This window comes from Dokdonella aquatica (assembly GCF_051987395.1).
GTDB lineage: Bacteria > Pseudomonadota > Gammaproteobacteria > Xanthomonadales > Rhodanobacteraceae > Dokdonella.
On record NZ_CP197094.1, the window covers coordinates 2,561,407 to 2,587,529 of the forward strand.

General features: G+C 65.5%; 33 protein-coding genes. All 33 read left to right on the forward strand.

Translation table 11 applies throughout. From position 1 onward, the window contains the following. Window positions 1-29: 29 nt before the first annotated feature. The 33 genes from secE to rplO all read left to right on the forward strand — a co-directional run bounded on the left by secE (window position 30) and on the right by rplO (window position 26,122). Complete coding sequence (gene secE / locus ACQQ2N_RS11330) at window positions 30-419, forward strand: preprotein translocase subunit SecE (RefSeq protein ID WP_440221686.1); 390 nt, start codon at window positions 30-32, stop codon at window positions 417-419. Window positions 420-426: 7 nt separating this feature from the next. Further along, window positions 427-987 carry a transcription termination/antitermination protein NusG gene (gene nusG / locus ACQQ2N_RS11335; RefSeq protein ID WP_440221687.1) on the forward strand — a complete coding sequence of 187 codons (561 nt, stop codon included), beginning with the start codon at window positions 427-429 and terminating at the stop codon, window positions 985-987. 202 nt (window positions 988-1,189) lie between these two features. Continuing rightward, window positions 1,190-1,618, forward strand: coding sequence for a 50S ribosomal protein L11 (rplK, locus tag ACQQ2N_RS11340; RefSeq protein ID WP_440221688.1), 429 nt, complete (start codon window positions 1,190-1,192; stop codon window positions 1,616-1,618). Window positions 1,619-1,622: 4 nt separating this feature from the next. Then, window positions 1,623-2,324 carry a 50S ribosomal protein L1 gene (gene rplA / locus ACQQ2N_RS11345; RefSeq protein ID WP_440221689.1) on the forward strand — a complete coding sequence of 234 codons (702 nt, stop codon included), beginning with the start codon at window positions 1,623-1,625 and terminating at the stop codon, window positions 2,322-2,324. A 351-nt stretch (window positions 2,325-2,675) separates the two neighbouring features. Beyond that, window positions 2,676-3,203: a 50S ribosomal protein L10 gene (rplJ, locus tag ACQQ2N_RS11350; protein ID WP_440221690.1), complete on the forward strand. Its 528-nt coding sequence runs from the start codon at window positions 2,676-2,678 to the stop codon at window positions 3,201-3,203. 59 nt (window positions 3,204-3,262) lie between these two features. Then, on the forward strand, window positions 3,263-3,631 hold the full coding sequence (gene rplL, locus ACQQ2N_RS11355) for a 50S ribosomal protein L7/L12 (RefSeq protein ID WP_440221691.1): 369 nt from the start codon (window positions 3,263-3,265) through the stop codon (window positions 3,629-3,631). A 205-nt stretch (window positions 3,632-3,836) separates the two neighbouring features. Continuing rightward, on the forward strand, window positions 3,837-7,991 hold the full coding sequence (gene rpoB / locus ACQQ2N_RS11360) for a DNA-directed RNA polymerase subunit beta (protein ID WP_440221692.1): 4,155 nt from the start codon (window positions 3,837-3,839) through the stop codon (window positions 7,989-7,991). Window positions 7,992-8,017: 26 nt separating this feature from the next. Continuing rightward, the gene (gene rpoC, locus ACQQ2N_RS11365; RefSeq protein WP_440221693.1) at window positions 8,018-12,223 is read left to right on the forward strand and encodes a DNA-directed RNA polymerase subunit beta'; all 4,206 of its coding nucleotides are present in this window, start codon (window positions 8,018-8,020) and stop codon (window positions 12,221-12,223) included. A gap of 194 nt (window positions 12,224-12,417) precedes the next feature. Beyond that, on the forward strand, window positions 12,418-12,792 hold the full coding sequence (rpsL, locus tag ACQQ2N_RS11370) for a 30S ribosomal protein S12 (protein ID WP_092410919.1): 375 nt from the start codon (window positions 12,418-12,420) through the stop codon (window positions 12,790-12,792). A gap of 24 nt (window positions 12,793-12,816) precedes the next feature. Next, complete coding sequence (gene rpsG, locus ACQQ2N_RS11375; protein WP_440221694.1) at window positions 12,817-13,284, forward strand: 30S ribosomal protein S7; 468 nt, start codon at window positions 12,817-12,819, stop codon at window positions 13,282-13,284. A gap of 25 nt (window positions 13,285-13,309) precedes the next feature. Beyond that, the gene (gene fusA / locus ACQQ2N_RS11380) at window positions 13,310-15,400 is read left to right on the forward strand and encodes an elongation factor G (protein ID WP_440221695.1); all 2,091 of its coding nucleotides are present in this window, start codon (window positions 13,310-13,312) and stop codon (window positions 15,398-15,400) included. A 37-nt stretch (window positions 15,401-15,437) separates the two neighbouring features. Next, window positions 15,438-16,628: an elongation factor Tu gene (tuf, locus tag ACQQ2N_RS11385; protein WP_440221685.1), complete on the forward strand. Its 1,191-nt coding sequence runs from the start codon at window positions 15,438-15,440 to the stop codon at window positions 16,626-16,628. A gap of 305 nt (window positions 16,629-16,933) precedes the next feature. Then, complete coding sequence (rpsJ, locus tag ACQQ2N_RS11390) at window positions 16,934-17,245, forward strand: 30S ribosomal protein S10 (RefSeq protein ID WP_092406388.1); 312 nt, start codon at window positions 16,934-16,936, stop codon at window positions 17,243-17,245. 24 nt (window positions 17,246-17,269) lie between these two features. Further along, the gene (gene rplC, locus ACQQ2N_RS11395) at window positions 17,270-17,911 is read left to right on the forward strand and encodes a 50S ribosomal protein L3 (protein WP_440221696.1); all 642 of its coding nucleotides are present in this window, start codon (window positions 17,270-17,272) and stop codon (window positions 17,909-17,911) included. A gap of 11 nt (window positions 17,912-17,922) precedes the next feature. Continuing rightward, window positions 17,923-18,525, forward strand: coding sequence for a 50S ribosomal protein L4 (gene rplD / locus ACQQ2N_RS11400; protein ID WP_440221697.1), 603 nt, complete (start codon window positions 17,923-17,925; stop codon window positions 18,523-18,525). After that, the gene (gene rplW, locus ACQQ2N_RS11405) at window positions 18,522-18,812 is read left to right on the forward strand and encodes a 50S ribosomal protein L23 (RefSeq protein WP_440221698.1); all 291 of its coding nucleotides are present in this window, start codon (window positions 18,522-18,524) and stop codon (window positions 18,810-18,812) included. Before rplD ends, rplW begins: the two co-directional genes overlap by 4 nt. 12 nt (window positions 18,813-18,824) lie before the next feature. Beyond that, a complete protein-coding gene (rplB, locus tag ACQQ2N_RS11410) occupies window positions 18,825-19,652 on the forward strand; it encodes a 50S ribosomal protein L2 (protein ID WP_440221699.1) in 828 nt (275 codons plus the stop codon). A gap of 8 nt (window positions 19,653-19,660) precedes the next feature. Beyond that, complete coding sequence (gene rpsS / locus ACQQ2N_RS11415; RefSeq protein WP_440221700.1) at window positions 19,661-19,945, forward strand: 30S ribosomal protein S19; 285 nt, start codon at window positions 19,661-19,663, stop codon at window positions 19,943-19,945. Window positions 19,946-19,957: 12 nt separating this feature from the next. Then, entirely contained in the window at window positions 19,958-20,287 is a 330-nt protein-coding gene (gene rplV, locus ACQQ2N_RS11420) for a 50S ribosomal protein L22 (RefSeq protein WP_440221701.1), read from the forward strand. A gap of 12 nt (window positions 20,288-20,299) precedes the next feature. Continuing rightward, window positions 20,300-21,004, forward strand: a complete 705-nt coding sequence (gene rpsC / locus ACQQ2N_RS11425; protein WP_440221702.1) for a 30S ribosomal protein S3 — start codon at window positions 20,300-20,302, stop codon at window positions 21,002-21,004. Window positions 21,005-21,016: 12 nt separating this feature from the next. Further along, on the forward strand, window positions 21,017-21,430 hold the full coding sequence (gene rplP, locus ACQQ2N_RS11430) for a 50S ribosomal protein L16 (protein WP_440221703.1): 414 nt from the start codon (window positions 21,017-21,019) through the stop codon (window positions 21,428-21,430). Further along, entirely contained in the window at window positions 21,430-21,615 is a 186-nt protein-coding gene (rpmC, locus tag ACQQ2N_RS11435) for a 50S ribosomal protein L29 (protein WP_440221704.1), read from the forward strand. The genes rplP and rpmC overlap by 1 nt, the downstream gene beginning before the upstream one ends. Window positions 21,616-21,627: 12 nt before the next feature. Beyond that, on the forward strand, window positions 21,628-21,891 hold the full coding sequence (gene rpsQ / locus ACQQ2N_RS11440; RefSeq protein ID WP_440221705.1) for a 30S ribosomal protein S17: 264 nt from the start codon (window positions 21,628-21,630) through the stop codon (window positions 21,889-21,891). A 27-nt stretch (window positions 21,892-21,918) separates the two neighbouring features. Continuing rightward, complete coding sequence (gene rplN, locus ACQQ2N_RS11445) at window positions 21,919-22,287, forward strand: 50S ribosomal protein L14 (RefSeq protein WP_422199335.1); 369 nt, start codon at window positions 21,919-21,921, stop codon at window positions 22,285-22,287. Window positions 22,288-22,299: 12 nt separating this feature from the next. Next, window positions 22,300-22,614, forward strand: a complete 315-nt coding sequence (gene rplX, locus ACQQ2N_RS11450; RefSeq protein WP_440221706.1) for a 50S ribosomal protein L24 — start codon at window positions 22,300-22,302, stop codon at window positions 22,612-22,614. Between the two features lie 8 nt (window positions 22,615-22,622). Continuing rightward, on the forward strand, window positions 22,623-23,165 hold the full coding sequence (gene rplE, locus ACQQ2N_RS11455) for a 50S ribosomal protein L5 (RefSeq protein WP_440221707.1): 543 nt from the start codon (window positions 22,623-22,625) through the stop codon (window positions 23,163-23,165). An 18-nt stretch (window positions 23,166-23,183) separates the two neighbouring features. Continuing rightward, complete coding sequence (rpsN, locus tag ACQQ2N_RS11460; RefSeq protein ID WP_440221708.1) at window positions 23,184-23,489, forward strand: 30S ribosomal protein S14; 306 nt, start codon at window positions 23,184-23,186, stop codon at window positions 23,487-23,489. A 38-nt stretch (window positions 23,490-23,527) separates the two neighbouring features. Further along, window positions 23,528-23,923, forward strand: a complete 396-nt coding sequence (gene rpsH, locus ACQQ2N_RS11465) for a 30S ribosomal protein S8 (RefSeq protein WP_440221709.1) — start codon at window positions 23,528-23,530, stop codon at window positions 23,921-23,923. Window positions 23,924-23,937: 14 nt separating this feature from the next. After that, on the forward strand, window positions 23,938-24,465 hold the full coding sequence (gene rplF / locus ACQQ2N_RS11470; RefSeq protein ID WP_440221710.1) for a 50S ribosomal protein L6: 528 nt from the start codon (window positions 23,938-23,940) through the stop codon (window positions 24,463-24,465). Window positions 24,466-24,493: 28 nt separating this feature from the next. Then, window positions 24,494-24,847 carry a 50S ribosomal protein L18 gene (rplR, locus tag ACQQ2N_RS11475; protein WP_440221711.1) on the forward strand — a complete coding sequence of 118 codons (354 nt, stop codon included), beginning with the start codon at window positions 24,494-24,496 and terminating at the stop codon, window positions 24,845-24,847. 108 nt (window positions 24,848-24,955) lie between these two features. Further along, window positions 24,956-25,465 carry a 30S ribosomal protein S5 gene (rpsE, locus tag ACQQ2N_RS11480; protein ID WP_440221712.1) on the forward strand — a complete coding sequence of 170 codons (510 nt, stop codon included), beginning with the start codon at window positions 24,956-24,958 and terminating at the stop codon, window positions 25,463-25,465. Then, on the forward strand, window positions 25,458-25,655 hold the full coding sequence (gene rpmD, locus ACQQ2N_RS11485; protein ID WP_440221713.1) for a 50S ribosomal protein L30: 198 nt from the start codon (window positions 25,458-25,460) through the stop codon (window positions 25,653-25,655). Before rpsE ends, rpmD begins: the two co-directional genes overlap by 8 nt. A 32-nt stretch (window positions 25,656-25,687) precedes the next feature. Then, window positions 25,688-26,122 (forward strand): 50S ribosomal protein L15, encoded by a 435-nt coding sequence (rplO, locus tag ACQQ2N_RS11490; protein ID WP_440221714.1) that lies wholly within the window; start codon window positions 25,688-25,690, stop codon window positions 26,120-26,122. Window position 26,123: the final 1 nt, after the last annotated feature.

Below are 26,123 nucleotides of genomic sequence, written 5' to 3' on the forward strand. Positions count from 1 at the left end.
GCCGGCACGCATCCCTCACGGCACAACGCATGAACACCAAGGTCGAACAAGCCGGCAACATGAGCGGCGCCGATATCGGCAAGCTGGTCCTCGCGGCCGCATTGCTCATCGGTGGATTCGTCGGTTTCTACTACTTCTCCGGGCAGTGGACGCCGGCACTGCGCATCGTCCTGCTGCTCGCCGCGATCGTGGCCGCAGCCTTCGTCGGCTCGATGACGCGCCCGGGCCGCAGCCTGCGCGTGTTCATCTCCGAATCGCACTTCGAGCTGCGCAAGGTCGTATGGCCGACGCGCGACGAGACGCTGCGCACGACGCTGGTCATCGTCGTCGTCGTGATCATCATCAGCATCGTGCTCGGCATCATCGACCTGATGCTGAAGTGGATCGTGATGGACTGGCTGCTCAAGCTCGGACACTGAGACTGACATGGCAAAACGCTGGTACGTGGTTCACGCTTACTCGGGCTTCGAGCACCAGGTCGCGCGCGCGCTGAAAGAGCGCATCGTGCGCGCCGGGATGGAAGAGAAGTTCGGCGAAGTCCTCGTGCCGACCGAGGAAGTCATCGAGATGCGCGGCGGCCAGAAGCGCCGCAGCGAGCGCAAGTTCTTCCCGGGCTACGTGCTCGTGCAGATCGAGACGGACGATTCCGACCGCAAGCTGCGCATCGACGACGACTCCTGGCACCTGATCAAGGAAACCGCCAAGGTCATGGGTTTCATCGGCGGTACCGCCGATCGCCCGCTCCCGATCAAGGACTCCGAAGCCGATGCGATCCTGCGCCGCGTGCAGGAAGGCGTCGACAAGCCCAAGCCGAAGGTGCTGTTCGAGCCGGGCGAGATGGTCCGCGTCACCGAAGGCCCGTTCAACGACTTCAACGGCGTCGTCGAGGAAGTCAACTACGAGAAGAGCCGACTGCGCGTCGCGGTGCTCATCTTCGGCCGCTCCACGCCCGTCGAGCTCGAGTTCGGCCAGGTCGAGAAGGCCTGATCCACGCCGCCACGGCACCGATTGCCGTGGCGACGCCAATCCTGCTATGCTGCGCGGCTCCCTTGTCCGGTCGAGCCGGGCAACCGCAATGGCCGCCCCCGGGCGGCCTTTCGCGCGAACGAGATACGCGATGTCGGGACGCGTGATTCTCCCGATCCGATGGGGAGCCTGATCCCAGGCGCTGGTACCCGGAGAGAGTGAAATGGCAAAGAAAGTCGTCGGTTACATCAAGCTGCAGGTGAAGGCCGGTCAGGCCAACCCGTCGCCGCCCGTGGGCCCCGCCCTCGGCCAGCGCGGCCTCAACATCATGGAGTTCTGCAAGGCCTTCAACGCCGCCACGCAGAAGCTCGAGCCGGGTCTTCCGATCCCGGTCGTGATCACGGCCTATTCGGACCGCAGCTTCACGTTCATCACCAAGACCCCCCCCGCGACGATCCTTCTCAAGAAGGCGACGGGTCTCCAGTCGGGCTCCAAGCGCCCGAACACGGAGAAGGTCGGCAAGGTCACGCGCAAGCAGCTCGAGGACATCGCGAAGGCGAAGGAACCCGATCTGACGGCCGCGAGCCTGGATGCCGCCGTGCGAACGATCGCCGGCAGCGCGCGCAGCATGGGTCTGGTGGTGGAGGGTTAAGGCAATGGCAATCATCGGCAAGCGTTACAAGGCACTCCGCGAGAAGGTCGTCCCGGGCAAGTCGTACGCCCTCGACGAGGCGATCAAGATCGTGAAGGACGGCGCCAAGACCAAGTTCGTCGAGTCCGTCGACGTAGCAATCCGTCTCGGCATCGATGCGAAGAAGTCCGACCAGGGCGTGCGCGGTTCGTCCGTGCTGCCGCACGGCACCGGCAAGAGCGTCCGCGTCGCGGTGTTCTGCCCGGCCGGCGAGAAGGCCGAGGCGGCCAAGGCCGCCGGCGCCGACGCCGTGGGCATGGACGACCTCGCCGAGAAGATGCAGGCGGGCGAGCTCAACTACGACCGCGTCATCGCGACCCCGGACGCGATGCGCGTCGTCGGCAAGCTCGGCCAGCTGCTCGGCCCGCGCGGCCTCATGCCGAACCCGAAGGACGGCTCGGTCGCGGCCGACGTCGTCACCGCGGTCAAGAACGCGAAGGCGGGCCAGGTCCGCTTCCGCAACGACAAGGCCGGCATCATCCACTGCACGATCGGCAAGGTGACCTTCGAGTCGACCGCGCTCAGCGAGAACCTCGGTGCGCTGATCGCCGACCTCGTCAAGGCCAAGCCGGCCGCGGCGAAGGGCATCTTCCTGCAGAAGGTGTCGCTGTCGAGCACGATGGGCGTCGGCGTGGCGATCGATCCGTCGAGCCTGCCGACCAAGTAATCACACGATCCAACGTGGTCGCCTCGCGGCGGCCACGACACTTTTGAGGGCGTCCCGGCCTCCACGGAGGCGGGGACGGCCGTCAAAGACCGCAGGCGACCGACGCCTCGGGGCCGGGAAGCAAGGATGCACGTGTTGCACGGATCGTCCCGGTCCACGAAGTCGAGGTCTCAAAACGCAAGCCTGCGTAGATGGTGCCCCTCGCTGGAAGGTTTCTGCTCCGGATGACTGGACGGATCCTCAGAGAGGCCACCACCGGAACGCCCCAGGCGTTCCCGTCGCCACGGATCCGGCGGCGCCCAGGACCGCAAGCGGCAGGAGTCGCGAGCGGAGTTCAATTGGAGGAGTGCAATGGCTCTTAATCTGTCCCAGAAGCAAGAAGTTGTGGCCGAGTTGGCAAAGGTCGCAGCCTCGGCCCACTCCCTGATCGCAGCCGAGTACGCAGGCACCACGGTCGAGCAGTTGACCGCGATGCGCAAGAAGGCCCGCGAAACCGGTGTGTACTTGCGAGTCGTCAAGAACACGCTGGCGTCGCGCGCCGTCGCCGGTACCGAGTTCGAGTGCGTCAAGGACTCGCTCGTCGGTCCGCTGCTGTACGCGTTCTCGACCGAGGAGCCCGGCGCTGCCGGTCGCCTGATCAAGGAATTCGCCAAGGGCAACGACAAGTTGCAGCCCAAGGTCGTCGCCGTCGGTGGCCAGCAGTATCCGGCCGGCCACGTCGAGGTCCTCGCCTCGCTGCCGACCCGCGACCAGGCCCTGGCGATGCTCGCCCGTGTCCTCGCCGAGCCGGCCAGCATGTTCGCGCGCGCCGTCAAGGCGATCGCCGACAAGCAGGGTGGCGGCGAAACGGTTGCCGAACCCGAGGCCGAGACGGCCTGATCGCGATCGCTCGCGATCCGCAGAATCCCATTCCAGTACATTTTCCCGAGGTAATCACAATGTCCCTTTCCAACGAGCAGATCGTCGAAGCCATCGCTGGCAAGACCCTCATCGAAGTGATGGAGCTGGTCAAGGCGATCGAAGAGAAGTTCGGCGTCTCCGCCGCCGCCCCGGTCATGGCTGCCGGCCCGGCCGCTGCCGCGGCTCCGGTCGAGGAGCAGACCGAGTTCAACGTCATCCTGAAGTCGGCCGGCGAGAAGAAGGTCGAAGTCATCAAGGCCGTCCGCGCCATCACGGGCCTGGGCCTGAAGGAAGCGAAGGACCTCGTCGAAGCCACCGGCACCATCAAGGAAGCCGTGAGCAAGGACGACGCCGCGAAGATGAAGAAGGATCTCGAAGCCGCCGGCGCCACCGTCGAGATCAAGTAAGCGACGCTTTGCGTCGGTTACTCGGCCAGTAACAGGCAGGCCTGGGGGCGAGAGCCCCCGGGCTTTGTCCGTTGCACGAACGGGATTCGCGATCCGGAATGCGTGGACACGACAAGGCTCCCACGCATCCCGAATCACGATTCCCGGCTTTCAAACCCCGTCGGCATAGCCCGTGCCGACCAAAGCTCCGAGGCGGTACCCCACGATGACCTACTCGTTCACTGAAAAGAAGCGCATCCGCAAGGATTTCGGCAAGCGTCCGCCGGTTCTGGACGTCCCGTTCCTGCTCGCCATCCAGGTCGACTCGTATCGCGAGTTCCTGCAGCTGGACGGTGATCCCAACCAGCGCGAGGACAAGGGGTTGCACGCGGCGCTCAAATCGGTCTTCCCGATCTCGAGCTACTCCGGCAATGCCGCGCTCGAGTACGTGAGCTACCGCCTCGGCGAGCCCGCCTTCGACGAGCGCGAGTGCCGTTCGCGCGGCATGTCGTACGGTGCGCCGCTGCGCGTGACCGTGCGCCTGGTCATCTACGACCGCGAGTCGTCGGTCAAGGCGATCAAGTACGTCAAGGAGCAGGAGGTCTACATGGGCGAACTGCCGCTCATGACCGACACCGGCACCTTCATCGTCAACGGCACCGAGCGCGTCATCGTCTCGCAGCTGCATCGTTCGCCGGGCGTGTTCTTCGACCACGACCGCGGCAAGACGCACTCCTCGGGCAAGCTGCTCTACAGCGCGCGCGTGATCCCCTACCGTGGCTCGTGGCTCGATTTCGAGTTCGACCCGAAGGACGCGCTGTTCACGCGCATCGACCGTCGCCGCAAGCTGCCGGTGACGATCCTGCTGCGCGCGCTCGGCTACACCAACGAGCAGATGCTCAACATCTTCTTCGAGCACAACGTCTTCCATCTGGGCAAGAAGGACGGTGCCGAGCTCGAGCTCGTGGCCGAGCGCCTGCGTGGCGAAACGCTGAACTTCGACCTCAAGGTCGGTGACGAGGTCATCGTCGAGACCGCCAAGCGCATCACGGCGCGCCACGTGCGCCGCCTCGAGAGCGCGGGCATCAAGTCGCTTGAAGTGCCGGACGAGTACCTGGTCGGCCGCATCCTCGCGCACGACATCGTCGACGCGAAGACCGGCGAGCTGCTCGCCGCGGCCAACACCGAGATCGCCGACGCGCACCTCGAAGCCTTCCGCAAGGCCGGCGTCGACAAGATCGCCACGCTGTGGGTCAACGACCTCGACCGCGGTGACTACATCTCCAAGACGCTGCGCATCGATCCGACCAAGTCGCCGCTCGAGGCGCTGGTCGAGATCTACCGCATGATGCGTCCGGGCGAGCCGCCGACCAAGGACGCCGCGCAGAACCTGTTCCAGAACCTGTTCTTCTCGGCCGAGCGCTACGACCTCGATCGCGTCGGTCGCATGAAGTTCAACCGCCGCGTCGGCCGCAAGGAAGACGTGGGCCCGGGCATCCTGTTCGACGGCCGCTACTTCGGCGACCGCAACGACGAGAACTCCAAGTCGCTCGTGCGCGAGTTCGCGGACGGCTCGGACATCCTCGACGTGCTCAAGGTGCTCATCGAGATCCGCAACGGCCGCGGCACGGTCGACGACATCGACCACCTCGGCAACCGCCGCGTGCGTTCGGTCGGCGAGATGGCCGAGAACGTGTTCCGCATCGGCCTCGTGCGCGTCGAGCGCGCGGTCAAGGAGCGCCTGTCGCTGGCCGAGTCGGAGGGCCTGACCCCGCAGGAGCTGATCAACGCCAAGCCGGTGGCCGCCGCGATCAAGGAGTTCTTCGGCTCCTCGCAGCTGTCGCAGTTCATGGACCAGAACAACCCGCTCTCGGAAGTCACGCACAAGCGTCGCGTCTCGGCCCTCGGCCCGGGCGGCCTGACCCGCGAGCGCGCCGGCTTCGAAGTGCGCGACGTGCACCCGACCCATTACGGCCGCGTCTGCACGATCGAGACGCCGGAAGGCCCGAACATCGGCCTGATCAACTCGCTCGCGGTCTACGCGCGCACCAACGAGTACGGCTTCCTCGAGACGCCGTACCGCCGCGTCGTGAACGGCAAGATCACCAACGACGTCGAGTTCCTCTCGGCGATCGACGAAGGTGACCACGTCATCGCGCAGGCGAACTCGCCGCTCAAGAAGGACGGCAGCTTCGTCGAGGAGTTCGTGTCCTGCCGTTCGCACGGCGAGTCCGAGCTGCGTCCGGCCAGCAACATCGAGTACATGGACGTCTCGCCGATGCAGACCGTGTCGGTCGCGGCCGCGCTCGTGCCGTTCCTCGAGCACGACGACGCGAACCGCGCGCTCATGGGCGCCAACATGCAGCGCCAGGCGGTGCCGACGCTGCGTGCGCAGACCCCGGTGGTCGGCACGGGCATCGAGCGCGCCGTGGCGCGCGACTCGGGCGTGATCGTGGCCGCGCGCCGCGGCGGCGAGATCGACCAGGTCGACGCCGCGCGCATCGTCGTGCGCGTCAACGAGAGCGAGATCGGCGAGAACGATGCCGGCGTCGACATCTACCCGCTGACCAAGTACACGCGCTCCAACCAGAACACCAACCTCAACCAGCGTCCGCTCGTGAAGGTCGGCGACAAGGTCGAGATCGGCGACGTGCTCGCCGACGGCCCGTCGACGGACCTCGGCGAGCTCGCCCTCGGCCAGAACATGCTCGTCGCGTTCATGCCGTGGAACGGCTACAACTTCGAGGACTCGATCCTCATCTCCGAGCGCGTCGTCCAGGAAGACCGCTACACGACGATCCACATCGAGGAACTGACCTGCGTCGCGCGCGACACCAAGCTCGGTCCCGAGGAGATCACCGCCGACATCCCGAACGTCGGCGAGCAGGCGCTCGCGCGCCTGGACGAGTCCGGCGTCGTCTACATCGGCGCAGAGGTGAAGGCGGGCGACATCCTCGTCGGCAAGGTCACGCCGAAGGGCGAGAGCCAGCTCACGCCGGAAGAGAAGCTGCTGCGCGCGATCTTCGGCGAGAAGGCCTCGGACGTGAAGGACAGCTCGCTGCGCGTGCCGCCCGGCATGGACGGCACCGTCATCGACGTCACCGTGTTCACGCGTGACGGCATCGAGAAGGACAAGCGTGCGCGCCAGATCGAAGAGATGGAGATCAAGCGCATCAAGAAGGACTTCGACGACCAGTTCCGCATCCTCGAAGGCGCCATCTTCGCGCGACTGCGCACCTCGATCGTCGGCAAGGTCGCCAACGGCGGCCCCGGCGGCTTCAAGAAGGGCGAGCTGACCGACGACTACCTCGACGGCCTCAAGAAGGACGAGTGGTTCTCGATCCGCATGAAGGACGAGGACGCTGCCGACTTCCTCGAGCGCGCGCAGGAGCAGATCAAGGGTCACCGCGAGGAGTTCGACCGCCGCTTCAAGGAGAAGCAGGCCAAGATCACCGCCGGCGACGACCTCGCCCCGGGCGTGCTCAAGATGGTCAAGGTCTACCTGGCCGTGAAGCGCCGCATCCAGCCGGGCGACAAGATGGCCGGCCGCCACGGCAACAAGGGTGTCGTGTCGATGATCGTGCCGGTCGAGGACATGCCGTACGCGGCCGATGGCCGCCCGGTCGACATCGTGCTCAACCCGCTCGGCGTGCCGTCGCGAATGAACATCGGCCAGATTCTCGAGACCCACCTCGGCTGGGCCGCGAAGGGCCTCGGCGAGAAGATCGGCAAGATGCTCGACGCGAACGAGAAGGTCGGCGAGATCCGCAAGTTCCTCGACGCGATCTACAACCACGACAAGGATGCGTTCAAGCAGCGCGTGGACCTCAAGTCGTTCACCGACGACGAGCTGCTCGGCATGGCGCGCAACCTGCGCCACGGCGTGCCGATGGCGACGCCGGTGTTCGACGGTGCGTTCGAGTCCGAGATCAAGGCGATGCTCAAGCTCGCCGACCTCCCGGAGTCGGGCCAGACCAAGCTCATCGACGGCCGCACGGGCGAGGCGTTCGACCGCCCGGTTACGGTCGGCTACATGCACGTGCTCAAGCTCAACCACCTCGTCGACGACAAGATGCACGCGCGTTCGACCGGTCCGTACTCGCTCGTCACGCAGCAGCCGCTGGGTGGCAAGGCGCAGTTCGGCGGCCAGCGCTTCGGCGAGATGGAAGTCTGGGCACTCGAGGCGTACGGCGCGGCCTACACGCTGCAGGAAATGCTGACGGTCAAGTCCGACGACGTGTCGGGCCGCAACCAGATGTACAAGAACATCGTCGACGGCGACCACGAGATGGTCGCGGGCATGCCCGAGTCGTTCAATGTGCTGGTCAAGGAAATCCGCTCGCTGGCGATCAACATCGAGCTCGAAGAGTCCAAGAAGTGATCGGCCGCTGAGCTCAGGAGAATCCCATGAAAGACCTGCTTAACCTGTTCAACCAGCAGCGCCAGACGCTGGACTTCGACGCGATCAAGATCGCGCTCGCCTCGCCGGACCTGATCCGTTCGTGGTCGTTCGGCGAAGTGAAGAAGCCCGAGACGATCAACTACCGCACGTTCAAGCCCGAGCGTGACGGCCTGTTCTGCGCGGCGATCTTCGGCCCGATCAAGGACTACGAGTGCCTGTGCGGCAAGTACAAGCGCATGAAGCATCGTGGCGTGGTCTGCGAGAAGTGCGGCACGGAAGTGACGCTGGCCAAGGTGCGCCGCGAGCGCATGGGCCACATCGAGCTGGCCAGCCCGACCGCGCACATCTGGTTCCTCAAGTCGCTGCCGTCGCGCATCGGCCTCATGCTCGACATGACGCTGCGCGACATCGAGCGCATCCTCTACTTCGAGGCCTACGTGGTCATCGATCCGGGCCTGACCGCGCTCGAGCGCGGCCAGCTGCTCAACGAGGAGCAGTACCTGCAGGCCGTCGAGGAGCACGGTGACGAGTTCGACGCCCGCATGGGTGCCGAGGCCGTCTACGAGCTGCTCAAGACGATCGACCTCAACGCCGAGCTGATCCGCCTGCGCGAGGAGATCGCCGCGACGAACTCCGAGACCAAGCTCAAGCGCCTGTCCAAGCGCATCAAGCTGGTCGAGAGCTTCCTCGAGTCGGGCAACCGCCCCGAGTGGATGGTGCTGACCGTGCTGCCGGTGCTGCCGCCGGACCTGCGCCCGCTGGTGCCGCTCGACGGCGGCCGCTTCGCGACGTCGGACCTCAACGACCTGTACCGCCGCGTCATCAACCGCAACAACCGCCTCAAGCGCCTGCTCGAGCTCAATGCGCCCGACATCATCGTGCGCAACGAGAAGCGCATGCTGCAGGAAGCGGTCGACGCGCTGATGGACAACGGCCGCCGCGGCCGTGCCATCACCGGCACCAACAAGCGCCCGCTCAAGTCGCTCGCCGACATGATCAAGGGCAAGCAGGGCCGCTTCCGCCAGAACCTGCTCGGCAAGCGCGTCGACTACTCGGGCCGCTCGGTCATCGTGGTCGGCCCGACGCTCAAGCTGCACCAGTGCGGCCTGCCGAAGAAGATGGCGCTCGAGCTGTTCAAGCCGTTCATCTTCTCCAAGCTGCAGCGCCGTGGCCTGGCCACGACGATCAAGGCTGCGAAGAAGCTCGTCGAGCGTGAAGAAGGCGACGTCTGGGACATCCTCGAGGAGGTGATCCGCGAGCACCCGGTGCTGCTCAACCGCGCGCCGACGCTGCACCGCCTCGGCATCCAGGCGTTCGAGCCGGTCCTCATCGAAGGCAAGGCGATCCAGCTGCACCCGCTCGTCTGTACGGCGTTCAACGCCGACTTCGACGGTGACCAGATGGCCGTCCACGTGCCGCTCTCGCTGGAAGCCCAGCTCGAGGCGCGTGCGCTCATGATGTCGTCGAACAACATCCTGTCGCCGGCCAACGGCGACCCGATCATCGTGCCGTCGCAGGACGTCGTGCTCGGCCTGTACTACATGACCCGAGCGCTCGAGAACGTGCCGGGCGAAGGCATGGTGTTCGCGAACGTCGCCGAGGTGCGCCGTGCGTACGAGAACCGCGCCGTCGCGCTGCACGCGAAGGTGCGCGTGCGCATCCACGAAGTGCTCATCGACGACGTCACCAAGGAGCGCAGCGAGCGCACGACGATCCAGGAGACGACGATCGGCCGCGCGCTGCTCGTGGACATCCTGCCGGTCGGCCTGCCGTTCGCGCTGGTCAACACCGAGCTGACCAAGAAGAACATCTCGCGCCTCATCAACGCGTGCTACCGCCAGCTCGGCCTCAAGGAAACGGTCGTGTTCGCGGACAAGCTCATGTACATGGGCTTCCACTACGCGACGCGCGCGGGCATCTCGATCGGCATCGACGACATGAAGATCCCGGGCGAGAAGAAGGCGATCCTCGAGAGCGCCGAGAAGGACGTCGTCGAGATCCAGGAGCAGTTCCAGTCCGGTCTCGTCACCGCCGGCGAGCGCTACAACAAGGTCGTCGACATCTGGTCGCGCACCAACGAGCTCGTCGCGCAGGCGATGATGAAGGGTATCGGCGTCGACAAGATCGCCAATGCCAAGGGTGAGACGGTCGACCAGAAGTCGATGAACTCGCTCTACATCATGGCCGACTCCGGCGCGCGTGGTTCGGCGGCGCAGATCCGCCAGCTCGCCGGCATGCGTGGCCTCATGGCGCGTCCGGACGGCTCGATCATCGAGACGCCCATCAAGGCGAACTTCCGCGAAGGCCTCGACGTCCTCCAGTACTTCAACTCGACCCACGGCGCGCGAAAGGGCCTCGCCGACACGGCGCTCAAGACCGCGAACTCGGGTTACCTGACGCGTCGCCTCGTCGACGTCGCCCAGGACGTCGTCGTCACGTCCGTCGACTGCAACACCGCGAACGGCGTCACCATGGCGCCGATCGTCGAGGGCGGCGACGTCGTCGAGCCGCTGCGCGACCGCGTGCTCGGTCGCGTCGCCGCCGAGGACGTCTTCGCGCCCGGCAACGACGAGGATCCGATCGTCACGCGCAGCACGCTGCTCGACGAGAAGATCGTCGAGAGGCTCGAGGCCGCCGGCGTGCAGTCGGTGCTCGTGCGTTCGCCGATCACCTGCGAAGCGACGTTCGGCGTGTGCGGCCTGTGCTACGGCCGCGACCTCGCGCGTGGCCACCTCGTCAACATCGGCGAGGCGGTCGGCGTCATCGCCGCGCAGTCGATCGGCGAGCCCGGCACGCAGCTGACGATGCGCACGTTCCACATCGGTGGCGCGGCGTCGCGAGCGGCGGCGGTCGACAACGTGCAGGTCAAGACGACCGGCGCGGTCAAGTTCAACAACCTCAAGACGGTCCAGCACAACAACGGCCACCTCGTGGCGGTGTCGCGCTCGGGCGAACTGTCGGTCATGGATGCGCACGGCCGCGAGCGCGAGCGCTACAAAGTGCCGTACGGCGCGGTCATCGACGTCAAGGACGGCGCGGCCATCAAGGCGGGCCAGACGATCGCCAAGTGGGATCCGCATACCCACCCGATCGTGTCGGAAGTGGCCGGTGTCATCCGCTACATCGACTTCCAGGACGGCATCACGGTCCAGGAGCAGGTCGACGAGCTGACCGGTCTCGCGAGCTCGGTGGTCACGGATCCGAAGCGTCGTGGCGTCGCCGCCAAGGACCTTCGCCCGATGGTCCGCCTCGTCGACAAGAAGGGCGGCGAGCTGCGCCTGCCCGGCACCGACATCCCGGCGCAGTACTTCCTGCCGGCCGGTGCGATCGTCTCGCTGCAGGACGGTGCCGAGGTCGGCGTCGGCGACGTCGTCGCGCGTATCCCGCAGGAAACGTCCAAGACCCGCGACATCACCGGTGGTCTACCGCGCGTCGCCGACCTGTTCGAGGCACGCAAGCCGAAGGAGCCGGCGATCCTCGCCGAGCGCTCCGGCATCATCAGCTTCGGCAAGGACACCAAGGGCAAGCAGCGCCTCATCATCAAGGACTCGGACGGCAACGAGCACGAGGAGCTGATCCCGAAGTGGCGCCAGGTCATCGTGTTCGAGGGCGAGCACGTGGAGAAGGGCGAGACGGTCGTCGACGGCGAGCCGAATCCGCACGACATCCTGCGCCTGCTCGGCGTCGAGCCGCTGGCGGTCTACCTGACCAAGGAAATCCAGGACGTCTACCGCCTGCAGGGCGTGAAGATCAACGACAAGCACATCGAGGCGATCATTCGCCAGATGCTGCGCAAGGTCGAGATCACGGTCGCCGGCGACACGCGCTACCTGCGTGGCGAGCAGGCCGACCGCCTGCGTGTGCTCGACGCGAATGCGCGTGCGCTGGCCCGCGACGAGCGTCCGGCCGAGTACCTGCCGGTCCTGCTCGGCATCACCAAGGCTTCGCTCGCGACCGAGTCGTTCATCTCGGCGGCGTCGTTCCAGGAGACGACGCGCGTGCTGACCGAAGCGGCCGTCCGTGGAACGCGCGACACCTTGCGCGGCCTGAAGGAGAATGTTATTGTCGGGCGCTTGATCCCCGCCGGAACGGGTCTCGCCTACCACTCCAAGCGTCGGAGTCTGCAGGGCGAGCTCACCGAGTCCGAGCGGGCCACGCTCGGGGCTGCTTCGGTGGCCGAGGCGTTCGCCGACGACGGCGATTCGCACTGAGCGTGACCCCGGCTTCGGCCGGTTGAAGACCTTACATCGAAAAGAGGCTGCTGGAAGCGGCCTCGTGTTCGAGCGAATGGATGCGAACGTGGGGTGGGGCGCCTTGACGGTGTCTTCGCCTGGACGTTAAACTCCCGCTTCTGGGCAGGCCGGGTTCACTCGGCCTGTCTTTTGTTTCTTAGGGCTCATATCGCATGTCGACTGTCAATCAATTGGTGCGCAAGCCGCGCTCCCCGAAGACGTACAAGAGCGCCTCGCCCGCCCTGCAGGATTGCCCGCAGCGTCGTGGCGTCTGCACGCGCGTCTACACGACGACCCCGAAGAAGCCGAACTCGGCCCTGCGCAAGGTGGCCAAGGTTCGCCTGACCAACGGCTTCGAGGTCATCAGCTACATCGGTGGCGAAGGCCACAACCTGCAGGAGCACTCGGTGGTGCTGATCCGCGGCGGTCGCGTCAAGGATCTCCCGGGTGTGCGCTACCACACCGTGCGCGGCAGCCTCGATGCGGCCGGCGTGACCAAGCGTCGCCAGAGCCGTTCCAAGTACGGCGCCAAGCGTCCGAAGTCCTGAGCACAACCAAGCAAGGCTTGAACCATGTCGCGTAAAGGCTCCAATCCCAGTCGTACCACGCTGCCCGACCCGAAGCACGGCAGCGACACGATCGCTCGCTTCATCAACATGGTGATGCAGAGCGGCAAGAAGTCCGTGGCCGAGAAGATCGTCTACGGTGCGCTCGACCAGATCGGCCAGAAGCACGCCGAGCCGGTGAGCGTCGTCGAGAAGGCGCTGAGCAACGTCGCGCCGGCCGTCGAGGTCAAGTCGCGCCGCGTCGGTGGTGCGACCTACCAGGTCCCCGTCGAAGTGCGTTCGGCCCGTCGCATGGCGCTGGCGATGCGCTGGCTGATCGAGTCGGCGCGCAAGCGCGGCGAGAACTCGATGCCGCGCAAGCTCGCTGCCGAGCTCGTCGACGCGGCCGAGAGCCGTGGCGGCGCGGTGAAGAAGCGCGAAGAGACGCACCGCATGGCGGAAGCCAACAAGGCGTTCTCGCATTACCGCTGGTAATCCCGTTTTTTTGAGGTGAAAGACCGTGGCTCGCAACACCCCCATTGAGCGCTATCGCAACTTCGGCATCATGGCGCACATCGATGCCGGCAAGACGACGACGTCCGAGCGCATCCTTTTCTACACCGGCGTGAACCACAAGATCGGTGAGGTTCACGAGGGTGCTGCGACCATGGACTGGATGGAGCAGGAGCAGGAGCGCGGCATCACGATCACGTCGGCCGCGACGACCGCGTTCTGGAAGGGCATGGACAAGTCCCTGCCCGAGCACCGCTTCAACATCATCGACACCCCGGGCCACGTCGATTTCACGATCGAGGTGGAGCGTTCGCTGCGCGTGCTCGATGGCGCGGTGTTCGTGCTGTGTGCGGTCGGTGGTGTGCAGCCGCAGTCCGAGACCGTCTGGCGCCAGGCGAACAAGTACGCCGTGCCGCGCCTCGCGTTCGTCAACAAGATGGACCGCACCGGTGCGAACTTCGAGAAGGTCATCGCGCAGCTGAAGTCGCGCCTCGGTGCCTACCCGGTCCCGATGCAGGTGCCGATCGGCGCCGAAGACGGCTTCGAGGGCGTGGTCGACCTGCTCAAGATGAAGGCCATCCACTGGGATGTCGCCTCGCAGGGCACGACGTTCGAGTACCGCGAGATCCCGGCGAGCCTCGTCGAGTCGTCGAAGGCCGCGCGTGCGTTCATGGTCGAGGCTGCCGCCGAGGCGTCCGAAGAGCTCATGGACAAGTACCTCAACGAGGGTGACCTCAGCGAGGAGGAGATCGTCTCGGGACTGCGCGAGCGTACGCTGCGTGTCGAGATCGTTCCCGCCTTCTGCGGTACCGCGTTCAAGAACAAGGGCGTCCAGGCGATGCTCGACGGCGTCGTGCAGCTGCTGCCGTCGCCTATCGATCGTCCGCCGGTCAAGGGCATCGACGAGAGCGAGAACGAGTCGAGCCGCGTCGCTGCGGACGACCAGCCGTTCTCGGCGCTCGCGTTCAAGATCATGACCGATCCGTTCGTCGGTTCGCTGACGTTCTTCCGCGTCTACTCGGGCGTGCTGAACTCCGGCGACACCGTCTACAACCCGGTCAAGAGCAAGAAGGAGCGCATCGGCCGCATCCTGCAGATGCACGCGAACCAGCGTGACGAGATCAAGGAAGTCCGCGCGGGCGACATCGCCGCCGCGGTCGGCCTGAAGGACGTCACGACGGGCGACACGCTGTGCGCGCAGGACAACGTCATCACGCTCGAGCGCATGACGTTCCCGGAGCCGGTGATCGCGATGGCGGTCGAGCCGAAGACGAAGTCGGACCAGGAGAAGATGGGCATCGCGCTGTCGCGCCTCGCCCAGGAAGATCCGTCCTTCCGCGTGCGTTCGGACGAGGAGTCGGGCCAGACGATCATCGCCGGCATGGGCGAGCTGCACCTGGACATCATCGTCGACCGCATGCGCCGCGAGTTCAACGTCGAGGCCAACGTCGGCAAGCCGCAGGTCGCGTACCGCGAGACGATCCGCAAGGCGGTCAAGCAGGACGGCAAGTTCGTTCGCCAGTCCGGCGGCAAGGGCCAGTACGGCCACGTCGTGCTCGAGATCGAACCGCAGGAGCGTGGCGCCGGCTACGTGTTCGAGAACCTCACGGTCGGTGGCTCGGTCCCGAAGGAATACGTTCCGGCGGTCGACAAGGGCATCCGCGAGGCGATGACGAGTGGTCCGATGGCGGGTTACCCCGTCGTCGACATCAAGATCAAGCTCGTCGACGGTTCGTACCACGAGGTCGACTCGAACGAAATGGCGTTCAAGATCGCCGGCTCGATGGGCTTCAAGGAAGGCTTCAACAAGGCCAACCCGGTCCTGCTCGAGCCCGTCATGAAGGTCGAGGTGGTGACGCCCGAGGATTACATGGGCGACGTCATGGGCGACCTGAGCCGTCGTCGCGGCTTGCTGCAGGGTTCGGACGACAGCCCGTCGGGCAAGGTCATCAACGCCCTCGTGCCGCTTGGCGAGATGTTCGGCTACGCGACGAGCCTCCGCTCGATGTCGCAGGGCCGCGCCACGTTCACGATGGAGTTCGATCACTACGCCGAAGCGCCGACCAGCATCGCCGACGCAGTGATCAAGAAGTCCTGATCCATCCCCCCATTCGATTCGTTTTGAGGTTTGAGCCATGGCAAAGGGTAAGTTCGAGCGCACCAAGCCCCACGTGAACGTGGGCACGATCGGTCACGTGGACCACGGCAAGACGACGCTGACGGCGGCGCTGACGAAGGTCGGCGCGGAGCGTTTCGGCGGCGAGTTCAAGGCTTACGACGCGATCGACGCGGCGCCGGAAGAGAAGGCGCGCGGCATCACGATCTCGACGGCGCACGTGGAATACGAATCGCCGTCGCGCCACTACGCGCACGTCGATTGCCCGGGCCACGCGGACTACGTGAAGAACATGATCACGGGTGCGGCGCAGATGGACGGCGCGATCCTGGTGTGCTCGGCCGCCGACGGCCCGATGCCGCAGACGCGCGAGCACATCCTGCTGGCTCGCCAGGTCGGCGTGCCGTACATCGTGGTGTTCCTGAACAAGGCGGACCTCGTGGACGACGCCGAGCTGATGGAGCTCGTCGAGATGGAAGTGCGCGAGCTGCTGTCGAAGTACGAGTTCCCGGGCGACGACACGCCGATCATCAAGGGTTCGGCCCGTGCGGCGCTGGAAGGCGACCAGTCGGAGATCGGCGTTCCGGCGATCATCCAGCTGGTGGACGCCCTGGACAGCTGGATCCCGGAGCCGCAGCGCGACGTTGAGAAGACGTTCCTGATGCCGGTCGAGGACGTGTTCTCGATCTCGGGTCGCGGCACGGTGGTGACGGGCCGCATCGAGCGCGGCATCATCAAGGTCGGTGACGAAATCGAGATCGTGGGCATCCGCCCGACGACGAAGACGACGGTCACGGGCGTGGAAATGTTCCGCAAGCTGCTGGACCAGGGCCAGGCGGGCGACAACGCGGGCCTGCTGCTGCGCGGCACGAAGCGTGACGACGTGGAGCGTGGCCAGGTTCTGGCCAAGCCGGGTTCGATCACGCCGCACACGGAGTTCGAGGCCGAGGTGTATGTGCTGTCGAAGGAAGAGGGCGGTCGCCACACGCCGTTCTTCAAGGGCTACCGTCCGCAGTTCTACTTCCGCACGACGGACGTGACGGGCGCGTGCCAGCTTCCGGAAGGCGTCGAGATGGTGATGCCGGGCGACAACGTGAAGATGGTGGTGAGCCTGATCGCGCCGATCGCGATGGACGAAGGCCTGCGCTTCGCGATCCGCGAAGGCGGCCGCACCGTCGGCGCCGGCGTCGTCGCCAAGATCGTCAAGTAAGTACCGGGCATCCGCCTTCGGGCGGGTGCCGTGATCACCGCGCCACGCTCGTCGTGGCGCCGGTGAAGCGACTCCAAGGTCGGGCCATCGCGCCGGGCCACTACAGCGAAAAGAGGAGCAGGATGCGCCTCGTGTTCGCCGGACAGGGATGCGTGCATCGGATTGCCACCGTGTGTTGACGGGGTGGTTTGGCGCGTATTACACTCTCATGTCTCGGCGGACCGGATTTCGGTCCGTTTTCGTTTTTCTGGGGAACCGTCCACCGAGGTGGTTCCCGACGCTCTTTATCTCCAGGAATGACTGCAATGGCAGACCAGAAGATCCGCATCAGGCTGAAGGCTTTCGACCACCGCCTGATCGACCGTTCGGCGAGCGAGATCGTCGAAACCGCGAAGCGCACGGGTGCGCAGGTGCGAGGCCCGATCCCCCTGCCGACCAAGATCGAGCGCTACACGATTCTGGTGTCGCCGCACGCCGACAAGGATGCGCGTGACCAGTACGAGACGCGTATCCACAAGCGCGTGCTGGATATCGTGGATCCCAATGACAAGACCGTGGATGCCCTCATGAAGCTCGACCTGGCGGCCGGTGTGGACGTCCAGATCAAGCTTTACTGATAGCGGCAGCGATAGGACACGACGATGAGTATCGGATTGGTAGGCCGCAAGTGCGGCATGAGCCGAGTCTTCACCGACGACGGCCGCTCGGTTCCGGTGACGCTGATTGAAGCGACCCCGAACCGCGTGACGCAGGTGAAGACGACGGAGATCGACGGCTACAACGCCGTCCAGGTGACGGCGGGCATCAAGCGCGCCGCGCTGATCAACAAGCCGCTCTCCGGCCATTACGCGAAGGCGAAGGTCGAGGCGGGGCGTGGTCTGTGGGAGTTCCGCGTCGAAGCGGACGACCTCGGCAAGTTCAGTGTGGGTGGCGAGCTCAAGGCGGACGAGGTGTTCTCGGTCGGCCAGATCGTCGACGTCGCCGGCGTCACGAAGGGCAAGGGCTTCCAGGGCACCATCAAGCGCCATCACTTCACGATGGGCGACGCGACGCACGGCAACTCGCTGTCGCATCGTTCGCCGGGCTCGATCGGCCAGCGCCAGACGCCGGGCCGCGTGTTCCCGGGCAAGAAGATGTCGGGCCACATGGGTGCCGTTCGTCGCTCGTCGATGAACCTCGAGGTCGTGAAGATCGACAGCGAGCGCCACCTGATCGCGGTCAAGGGTTCGATCCCTGGCGCGCCGGGCGGCAACGTCATCATCCGTCCCGCGGTCAAGGCTTGAGGAGCGACGTCATGGAACTCAATGTCATCGGCTCCAATCCCGTGAATGTCTCCGAGGCCGTCTTCGGTCTCGAGTTCCGCGAGGATCTCGTGCACCAGGTCGTCACCGCGTACCGCAATGCGGGTCGCTCTGGCACCAAGGCGCAGAAGTCGCGCTCGGATCTCTCCGGCACCACCAAGAAGTTCAAGAAGCAGAAGGGCGGCGGCGCGCGTCACGGCGATTACCGCGCTCCGATCTTCGTCGGCGGTGGTCGTGCGTTCGCCGCACGCCCGCGCAGCTTCGCGCAGAAGATCAACCGCAAGATGTTCCGCGGCGCGCTCGCGTCGATCCTGTCCGAGCTCAACCGCCAGGGTCGCCTGCGCGTGATCGAGTCGTTCGGTATCGACCAGCCGAAGACCCGCGGCCTCGTCGGCAAGCTCGCCGAGCTCGAGGCGTCGGGTCGTACGGTCCTCGTGTCGGAGAACGCGCCAGAGGCGCTGTATCTCGCCGCCCGCAACATCCCGTATGTGCATGTCGTCGACGCTGCCGCGATCGATCCGGTCAGCCTCGTGGGCGCCGACCAGGTCGTGCTGACGGTCGAGTCGATCAAGAAGATCGAGGAGTGGCTGGCATGAAAGAGGCTCTCTACAGCGTGCTGCGCGCTCCGCTCGTCTCCGAAAAGACGGCTCGCGCGCAGGAAACGAACCAGTACGTGTTCGAAGTCGCCCTGACCGCCACCAAGGCGGACGTCAAGGAGGCGGTCGAGCAGCTCTTCAACGTGAAGGTCGAGGCGGTCAACGTGGTCAACCTGAAAGGGAAGACCAAGTCGTTCCGCCAGCGTGCCGGCACGCGTGGCAACAAGCGCAAGGCGTATGTGCGCCTTGGCGATGGCCAGTCCATCGACGTGATGGCCAAGGCCTGAGGCGGATAATCCATGGCACTGATCACTCTCAAGCCGACTTCGGCAGGTCGCCGCTCCGCGGTCCGCGTCAAGACGCCGGGCCTGCACAAGGGCTCGCCCTACGCGCCCCTGACCGAGTCGCAGAACAAGACGGGCGGCCGCAACCATTACGGCCGCATCACCACCCGCCACAAGGGCGGTGGTTCGAAGCAGCATTACCGCATCATCGACTTCAAGCGCGACAAGGAAGGCATCGCCTGCCGCATCGAGCGCATCGAGTACGATCCGAACCGCACCGCGCACATCGCGCTGCTGCTGTTCGTCGACGGTGAGCGCCGCTACATCATCGCGCCGAAGGGCGCGCAGGTCGGCGACCAGCTCATGGCCGGTCGCGAGGCGCCGATCAAGATCGGAAACTCGCTGCCGCTGCGCAACATCCCGATCGGTTCGACCGTGCACTGCATCGAGATGAAGCCCGGCAAGGGCGCCCAGCTCGCGCGTGCCGCCGGTGCTTCGGCCCAGCTCGTCGCCCGCGAGGGTGGCCACGCCACGCTGCGCCTGCGTTCGGGCGAGATGCGCAAGGTTCCGGCCGAGTGCCGCGCGACCATCGGCGAAGTCGGCAATACCGAGCACAGCCTCGAGAAGCTCGGCAAGGCCGGTGCGAGTCGCTGGCGCGGCGTGCGCCCGACCGTTCGCGGTGCGGCCATGAACCCCGTCGACCATCCGCACGGTGGTGGCGAGGCTAAGGCCGGCCAGGGCAACCCGCATCCGGTGTCGCCGTGGGGCATGCCCACCAAGGGCTACAAGACGCGCAAGAACAAGCGCACCGACCAATTCATCGTGCGCGATCGCAGGGGTTGAGGTAGATCATGGCTCGTTCACTGAAGAAAGGCCCGTTCATCGACCACCACCTGCTCAAGAAGGTGGAGGTTGCCTCGGCGACCAACAACAAGCGCCCGATCAAGACTTGGTCGCGCCGCTCGATGATCTCCCCGGAGATGGTCGGCCTCACCCTCGCCATCCACAACGGTCGCCAGCACGTCCCCGTGCTCGTGAACGAGAACATGGTTGGCCACAAGCTCGGCGAGTTCGCCGTGACCCGTACGTTCAAGGGTCACGCAGGCGACAAGAAAGCCGCCGACAAGAAGAAGTAAGGAGACCGCCTCGTGGAAGCCAAAGCGATTCTGCGCAGTGCGCGCATCTCCGCACAGAAAGTCCGCCTCGTCGCCGATCAGGTGCGTGGCATGCCCGTCGGCAACGCGACCCATCTGCTCGCCTTCAGCAACAAGAAGGCGGCGCACCTCGTCAAGAAGCTGCTGCTCTCGGCGGTCGCGAATGCCGAGAACAACCTCGGCGCCGACGTCGACGAGCTGAAGGTCGCGAAGATCTTTGTCGACGATGGTCCGATCATCAAGCGCATGCACGCCCGCGCCAAGGGCCGTGGAACCCGTATCTCCAAGCGCACCAGCCACATCACCGTGGTCGTGGGCGAGTAAAGGACGTCAACGATGGGTCATAAAGTCAATCCCACCGGTATCCGCCTCGGCATCGCCAAGGACTGGAACTCGAAGTGGTTTGCCAACAAGCGCGACTACGCGGGCTACCTCGCCGCGGACCTCAAGGTGCGCGAGCTGCTCAAGAAGAAGCTGGCCCAGGCCGGCATCTCGAAGATCCAGATCGAGCGCCCGGCCAAGACGGCGCGCGTGACGATCCATACCGCCCGCCCCGGCGTCGTCATCGGCAAGAAGGGTGAGGACATCGAGAAGCTGCGCAAGGAAGTCTCGCAGGTGATGGGCGTTCCGGCGCACATCAACGTGAGCGAAGTGCGCAAGCCCGAGCTCGACGCCCAGCTCGTCGCCGAGTCGATCGCCCAGCAGCTCGAGCGCCGCATCATGTTCCGCCGCGCGATGAAGCGCTCGGTGCAGAACGCCATGCGCCTCGGTGCTCTCGGCATCAAGATCAACGTCGGCGGCCGCCTCAACGGCGCCGAGATCGCGCGCTCCGAGTGGGCTCGCGAGGGTCGCGTCCCGCTGCACACGCTGCGCGCGGACATCGACTACGGTCTGGCCGAGGCGAAGACGACGTACGGCATCATCGGCATCAAGGTGTGGATCTACAAGGGCGAGATCTTCGACCTCCACGCGGCCACGCAGGAAGCCAAGACCGAGGCGAGCGAAGAGCGCGCGCCCCGTCGGTCGGCTCCGGCGAAGTAAGGAATCCAGATCATGTTGCAACCGAAGCGAACCAAGTACCGCAAGGTGCACAAGGGCCGCAACCCGGGTCTGTCGTACGTCGCCACGAAGGTCAGCTTCGGCGCGTTCGGACTCAAGGCGACGACCCACGGCCACCTGACCGCGCGCCAGATCGAAGCCGCACGTCGCTGCATCACGCGTTTCGTGAAGCGTGGCGGCAAGCTCTGGATCCGCGTGTTCCCGGACAAGCCGATCACCAAGAAGCCGATCGAAGTCCGAATGGGCAACGGCAAGGGCAACGTCGAGTTGTGGGTGGCACCGGTGCAGCCGGGCCGCATGTTGTATGAAATCGAGGGTGTCGACGAGGTCACCGCGCGCGAGGCATTCCGCCTGGCGGCCGCGAAGCTCTCGGTTCAGACCCAGTTTGTGACCAGAACGGTGCTGTGATGGAACTGAAAGATCTCCGCCAGAAGTCGGAAAAAGAGCTGAACGAGCATCTCGGCGAGCTTCGCCGCGAGCAGTTCAACCTGCGCATGCAGAAGGGCTCCGGTCAGCTCACGCAGACCCACCAGTTCGGCCGGGTCCGGCGCGAGATCGCGCAGGTCAAGACCCTGCTTGGCAGCAAGAAGTAAGGACGGCCTGCTATGAGCGAGACTGAAAAGAAGACGCGCACGCTCGAAGGGCGTGTCGTGAGCAACAAGATGCAGAAGACGGTCACCGTGCTTCTGGAACGCCAGGTCCAGCATCCGCTGTACGGCAAGATCGTGCGTCGCTCCACCAAGGTGCACGCCCACGACGCCAACAGCGAGTGCCAGGAAGGCGACGTCGTGCGCATCTCCGAGATCCGCCCGATGTCCAAGACCAAGAACTGGCGCGTGGTCGAGATCGTCACGCGGGCCGAGCAGTAATCGGCCCGGGACGACTAGGAGAATCCAATGATCCAGATGCAGACCACGCTGGCCGCGGCGGACAACAGCGGAGCGCGCGAACTGATGTGCATCAAGGTGCTCGGTGGTTCGAAGCGCCGCTATGCGCAGATCGGCGACGTCATCAAGGTGTCGGTGCGCGAAGCGATTCCGCGCGGCAAGGTCAAGAAGGGCGAAGTCTATGACGCTGTCGTCGTGCGCACCCGCAAGGGCGTGCGTCGCGCGGACGGCTCGCTGATCCGCTTCGACGGCAATGCGGCCGTCCTCCTCAACAACAAGCTCGAGCCGATCGGCACCCGCATCTTCGGGCCGGTCACGCGCGAGCTGCGCGGCGAGAAGTTCATGAAGATCGTCTCGCTCGCTCCTGAAGTGCTGTAACGGGAACCTGCCATGAACCGTATCCGCAAGGGTGATCAGGTCCTCGTGATCACCGGCAAGAACAAGGGCCAGAAGGGCGAGGTTCTGAACGTCGCGGGCGACCGCGTGTTCGTCCAGAACATCAACCTCGTCAAGCGCCACACCAAGCCGAACCCCCAGGCCAACAAGCCGGGCGGCATCGTCGAGCGCGAGGCTTCCATCGACATTTCCAACGTGCAGTTGCTCAACTCCGCCACGGGTAAGGGCGAACGCGTCGGCTTCAAGGTTCTTGAAGACGGTCGCAAGGTTCGCGTCTTCCGCTCGTCCGGCGAGATGATCGACGTTTGAGGTCCGCCATGACGACGCGTCTTGAGACGATTTACAAAGAGAAGATCGTGCCGAAGCTCACCGAGCGCTTCGGTTACCAGAATCCGATGCAGGTGCCGCGCCTGAGCAAGGTCACGCTCAACATGGGCGTGGGCGAGGCTGTCGGCAACAAGAAGATCCTCGAGAACGCGGTCGCCGACATGGCGAAGATCGCGGGCCAGAAGCCGATCATCACGTTGTCGAAGAAGTCGATCGCGACCTTCAAGATCCGCGACAACTGGCCGATCGGCTGCAAGGTCACGCTGCGCCGCGCGCAGATGTTCGAGTTCATCGATCGCCTCGTGAACATCTCGCTGCCGCGCGTCCGCGACTTCCGCGGCATCTCGGGTCGTTCGTTCGACGGCCGCGGCAACTACAACATGGGCGTGAAGGAACAGATCATCTTCCCGGAGATCGATTTCGACCAGATCGACGCCGTGCGTGGCATGGACATCGCGGTCACCACGACCGCGCGCACCGACGAAGAAGCCAAGGCGCTGCTCGAAGCGTTCGGCTTCCCGTTCCGCAACTAACAGCGACAGGATCCAGCAATGGCCAAGACTTCCATGGTCGAGCGCGAGCTCAAGCGCGCCAAGCTCGTCAAGCGCCACGCTGCCAAGCGTGAGCAGCTCAAGGCGATCGTCAGCAGCCCGACGGCCTCGTACGAGGACAAGATCGACGCGGCGACGAAGCTGCAGAAGCTGCCGCGCGACTCGAGCCCGAGCCGCCAGCGCAGCCGCTGCGCCCTCACGGGTCGCTCGCGCAGCGTCTACAAGAAATTCGGCCTCGGCCGCATGAAGCTGCGCGAAGCGACGATGCGCGGCGATGTGCCGGGTCTTCGCAAGGCGAGCTGGTAAGCCGCCGGATATCGATGCTTTTCACAGGAATCTGATTCATGAGCATGACTGATCCCATCGCGGATATGTTTACGCGTATCCGCAACGCGCAGCTGACCGGCAAGCGCTCCGTGCGCATGCCGTCGTCGCGCGTCAAGGTGGCCCTCGCCACGCTGCTCAAGGACGAAGGCTACGTTGCCGACTTCCAGGTGCAGACGAAGGAAGGCAAGCCCGAGCTCGAGGTCGCCCTCAAGTACTACGAAGGCAAGGCCGTCATCGAGCGCCTCGAGCGCGTGAGCCGTTCCGGCCTGCGCGTCTACCGCGGCAAGAGCGATCTTCCGAAGGTCCTCGGCGGCCTCGGCATTTCGATCGTCTCCACGTCGTCCGGCATCATGACCGACGCACAGGCCCGTCAGAAGGGTCTCGGTGGCGAAGTCATCGGCATCGTGGCCTAAGGAGCACAGCAACCATGTCACGCGTTGCCAAGAAACCCGTTGTCCTGCCGAAGGGCGTGGACGTCCAGGTGACCGCCGAGGCGATCATCGTGAAGGGCCCGAAGGGCGCCCTCAACCTGCCGACGCCTCCCGGTGTCGTCGCGTCGGTCGACGAGGGCCAGCTGGTCCTCAACGGCAAGACGCCGAACGACGTCAAGATGGCCGGTACGGCCCGCGCGATCCTCGCCAACATGGTGACGGGCGTCAGCGAGGGCTACACGCGCAAGCTCGAACTCGTCGGCGTCGGTTACCGCGCCGCCCTGTCGGGCAAGGACCTCAACCTGAGCCTCGGCTTCTCGCACCCGGTCGTGTTCACCGCGCCGGAAGGCGTGACGATCGAAGTGCCGACGCAGACCGAGATCCTGCTCAAGGGCGCCGACAAGCAGGCGCTCGGCCAGGCCGCTGCCAAGATCCGTGGTTTCCGTCCGCCGGAGCCCTACAAGGGCAAGGGCGTGCGTTACTCGGGCGAGAAGATCACCTTGAAGGAAGCCAAGAAGGCCTGATGGTCCTTCAGCTTCCCGGAGAACGACAGTGAGCAAGAACGTTTCCAGACTGCGTCGCGCCAAGTCCACCCGCGCCCACATCCGTGTGCTCGGCGTGGCGCGCCTCAGCGTGCACCGCACGGGCCAGCACATCTACGCGCAGGTCGTCACCGCGACCGGCGACAAGGTGCTCGCCGCCGCGTCGACGACGCAGAAGTCTGTGGCCGAAGGCCTCAATGGCACCAAGAACAAGGACGCCGCCGCGGCGGTCGGCCGCATCGTCGCCGAGCGCGCGATCGCTGCCGGTGTCGAGAAGGTCGCGTTCGACCGCTCGGGCTTCCGCTACCACGGCCGCATCCAGGCGCTCGCGGACGCGGCTCGCGAGGCCGGTCTCAAGTTCTGATCCATCCGGGGGCGGGCACGCCCGCCCCCATGTTCCATACAACTCCAAGCGGCACGAGCCGCAAGCAGAAGCCCGATCCGCTCCGGCGGAAGGCATACCAGGTGAATCATGTCGACGAATGATCGTGAGAACAGCGACGGCCTCCTCGAGAAGCTGATCGCGGTGAACCGCGTGGCGAAGACCGTCAAGGGCGGCCGCCAGATGACCTTCACGGCCCTGACCGTGGTCGGCGACGGCGATGGCCGCGTCGGTTTCGGTTACGGCAAGGCGCGCGAAGTGCCGATCGCCATCCAGAAGGCGATGGAGCGTGCGCGCAAGAACATGATCCGCGTGCAGCTGCGCGAGGGCACCCTGTGGCACGCCGTCAAGGCGAACCACGGCGCCGCGCGCGTCTACATGCAGCCCGCCTCCGAGGGCACCGGCGTGATCGCCGGTGGCGCGATGCGCGCCGTGCTCGAAGTGGTCGGCGTCAAGAACGTCCTGGCCAAGGCGGTCGGTTCGCGCAACCCGATCAATCTGGTGCGCGCCACCATCAACGGCCTGATCGCGATGGCTACGCCGGACCGCATCGCGTCCAAGCGTGGCAAGACCCTCGACGAGGTGCTCGGCAATGGCTGACAAGAACGACAAGATGGTCCGCGTGCGGCTCGTGAAGAGCCCGAACAGCTGCCAGGCGCGTCATCGCCTGAGCGTGCGCGCGCTCGGCCTGCGCAAGCTCAATGACGTGCGCGACCTGAAGGATTCCCCCTCGGTCCGCGGTCTGATCAACCAGGTGAGCTACCTGGTCCGGGTCGAAGAGAGCGCTTGAGCGCCTCACTACAGTCATCAGGAGTCGATCCCATGCGTCTCAATTCTCTCAAGCCTGCCGCCGGCGCCCGCAAGGAAGGCGTCCGCGTCGGTCGCGGCATCGGTTCGGGTCTCGGCAAGACCGCCGGTCGTGGTCACAAGGGCTCGTACGCGCGTACCGGCAAGGGCAAGATCAAGGCCGGCTTCGAAGGCGGCCAGATGCCGCTGCAGCGTCGCCTGCCGAAGGTCGGTTTCCGTTCGCGCACCGCACGTGAGGTTTCGGAAGTGCTGCTGTACAAGCTCGGCACGATCGAAGCCGACGTGATCGATTTCGACGTGCTCAAGGCGGCCGGTCTCGTCGAGACGCGCGCCGAGCGCGTCAAGATCGTCAAGAAGGGTGAGCTGTCGCGCGCGATCAAGCTGCGCGGCGTGGCCGTCACGGCCGGCGCCCGCGCCGCGATCGAGGCTGCCGGCGGCAGCGTGGAGTAAG

Bases quoted from the DNA above. Each gene is read 5' to 3' on its own strand.
- secE (WP_440221686.1), top strand. From the start codon at position 30: ATGAACACCAAGGTCGAACAAGCCGGCAACATGAGCGGCGCCGATATC.
- nusG (WP_440221687.1), top strand. From the start codon at position 427: ATGGCAAAACGCTGGTACGTGGTTCACGCTTACTCGGGCTTCGAGCAC.
- rplK (WP_440221688.1), top strand. From the start codon at position 1,190: ATGGCAAAGAAAGTCGTCGGTTACATCAAGCTGCAGGTGAAGGCCGGT.
- rplA (WP_440221689.1), top strand. From the start codon at position 1,623: ATGGCAATCATCGGCAAGCGTTACAAGGCACTCCGCGAGAAGGTCGTC.
- rplJ (WP_440221690.1), top strand. From the start codon at position 2,676: ATGGCTCTTAATCTGTCCCAGAAGCAAGAAGTTGTGGCCGAGTTGGCA.
- rplL (WP_440221691.1), top strand. From the start codon at position 3,263: ATGTCCCTTTCCAACGAGCAGATCGTCGAAGCCATCGCTGGCAAGACC.
- rpoB (WP_440221692.1), top strand. From the start codon at position 3,837: ATGACCTACTCGTTCACTGAAAAGAAGCGCATCCGCAAGGATTTCGGC.
- rpoC (WP_440221693.1), top strand. From the start codon at position 8,018: ATGAAAGACCTGCTTAACCTGTTCAACCAGCAGCGCCAGACGCTGGAC.
- rpsL (WP_092410919.1), top strand. From the start codon at position 12,418: ATGTCGACTGTCAATCAATTGGTGCGCAAGCCGCGCTCCCCGAAGACG.
- rpsG (WP_440221694.1), top strand. From the start codon at position 12,817: ATGTCGCGTAAAGGCTCCAATCCCAGTCGTACCACGCTGCCCGACCCG.
- tuf (WP_440221685.1), top strand. From the start codon at position 15,438: ATGGCAAAGGGTAAGTTCGAGCGCACCAAGCCCCACGTGAACGTGGGC.
- rpsJ (WP_092406388.1), top strand. From the start codon at position 16,934: ATGGCAGACCAGAAGATCCGCATCAGGCTGAAGGCTTTCGACCACCGC.
- rplC (WP_440221696.1), top strand. From the start codon at position 17,270: ATGAGTATCGGATTGGTAGGCCGCAAGTGCGGCATGAGCCGAGTCTTC.
- rplD (WP_440221697.1), top strand. From the start codon at position 17,923: ATGGAACTCAATGTCATCGGCTCCAATCCCGTGAATGTCTCCGAGGCC.
- rplW (WP_440221698.1), top strand. From the start codon at position 18,522: ATGAAAGAGGCTCTCTACAGCGTGCTGCGCGCTCCGCTCGTCTCCGAA.
- rplB (WP_440221699.1), top strand. From the start codon at position 18,825: ATGGCACTGATCACTCTCAAGCCGACTTCGGCAGGTCGCCGCTCCGCG.
- rpsS (WP_440221700.1), top strand. From the start codon at position 19,661: ATGGCTCGTTCACTGAAGAAAGGCCCGTTCATCGACCACCACCTGCTC.
- rpsC (WP_440221702.1), top strand. From the start codon at position 20,300: ATGGGTCATAAAGTCAATCCCACCGGTATCCGCCTCGGCATCGCCAAG.
- rplP (WP_440221703.1), top strand. From the start codon at position 21,017: ATGTTGCAACCGAAGCGAACCAAGTACCGCAAGGTGCACAAGGGCCGC.
- rpmC (WP_440221704.1), top strand. From the start codon at position 21,430: ATGGAACTGAAAGATCTCCGCCAGAAGTCGGAAAAAGAGCTGAACGAG.
- rpsQ (WP_440221705.1), top strand. From the start codon at position 21,628: ATGAGCGAGACTGAAAAGAAGACGCGCACGCTCGAAGGGCGTGTCGTG.
- rplN (WP_422199335.1), top strand. From the start codon at position 21,919: ATGATCCAGATGCAGACCACGCTGGCCGCGGCGGACAACAGCGGAGCG.
- rplX (WP_440221706.1), top strand. From the start codon at position 22,300: ATGAACCGTATCCGCAAGGGTGATCAGGTCCTCGTGATCACCGGCAAG.
- rplE (WP_440221707.1), top strand. From the start codon at position 22,623: ATGACGACGCGTCTTGAGACGATTTACAAAGAGAAGATCGTGCCGAAG.
- rpsN (WP_440221708.1), top strand. From the start codon at position 23,184: ATGGCCAAGACTTCCATGGTCGAGCGCGAGCTCAAGCGCGCCAAGCTC.
- rpsH (WP_440221709.1), top strand. From the start codon at position 23,528: ATGAGCATGACTGATCCCATCGCGGATATGTTTACGCGTATCCGCAAC.
- rplF (WP_440221710.1), top strand. From the start codon at position 23,938: ATGTCACGCGTTGCCAAGAAACCCGTTGTCCTGCCGAAGGGCGTGGAC.
- rpsE (WP_440221712.1), top strand. From the start codon at position 24,956: ATGTCGACGAATGATCGTGAGAACAGCGACGGCCTCCTCGAGAAGCTG.
- rpmD (WP_440221713.1), top strand. From the start codon at position 25,458: ATGGCTGACAAGAACGACAAGATGGTCCGCGTGCGGCTCGTGAAGAGC.
- rplO (WP_440221714.1), top strand. From the start codon at position 25,688: ATGCGTCTCAATTCTCTCAAGCCTGCCGCCGGCGCCCGCAAGGAAGGC.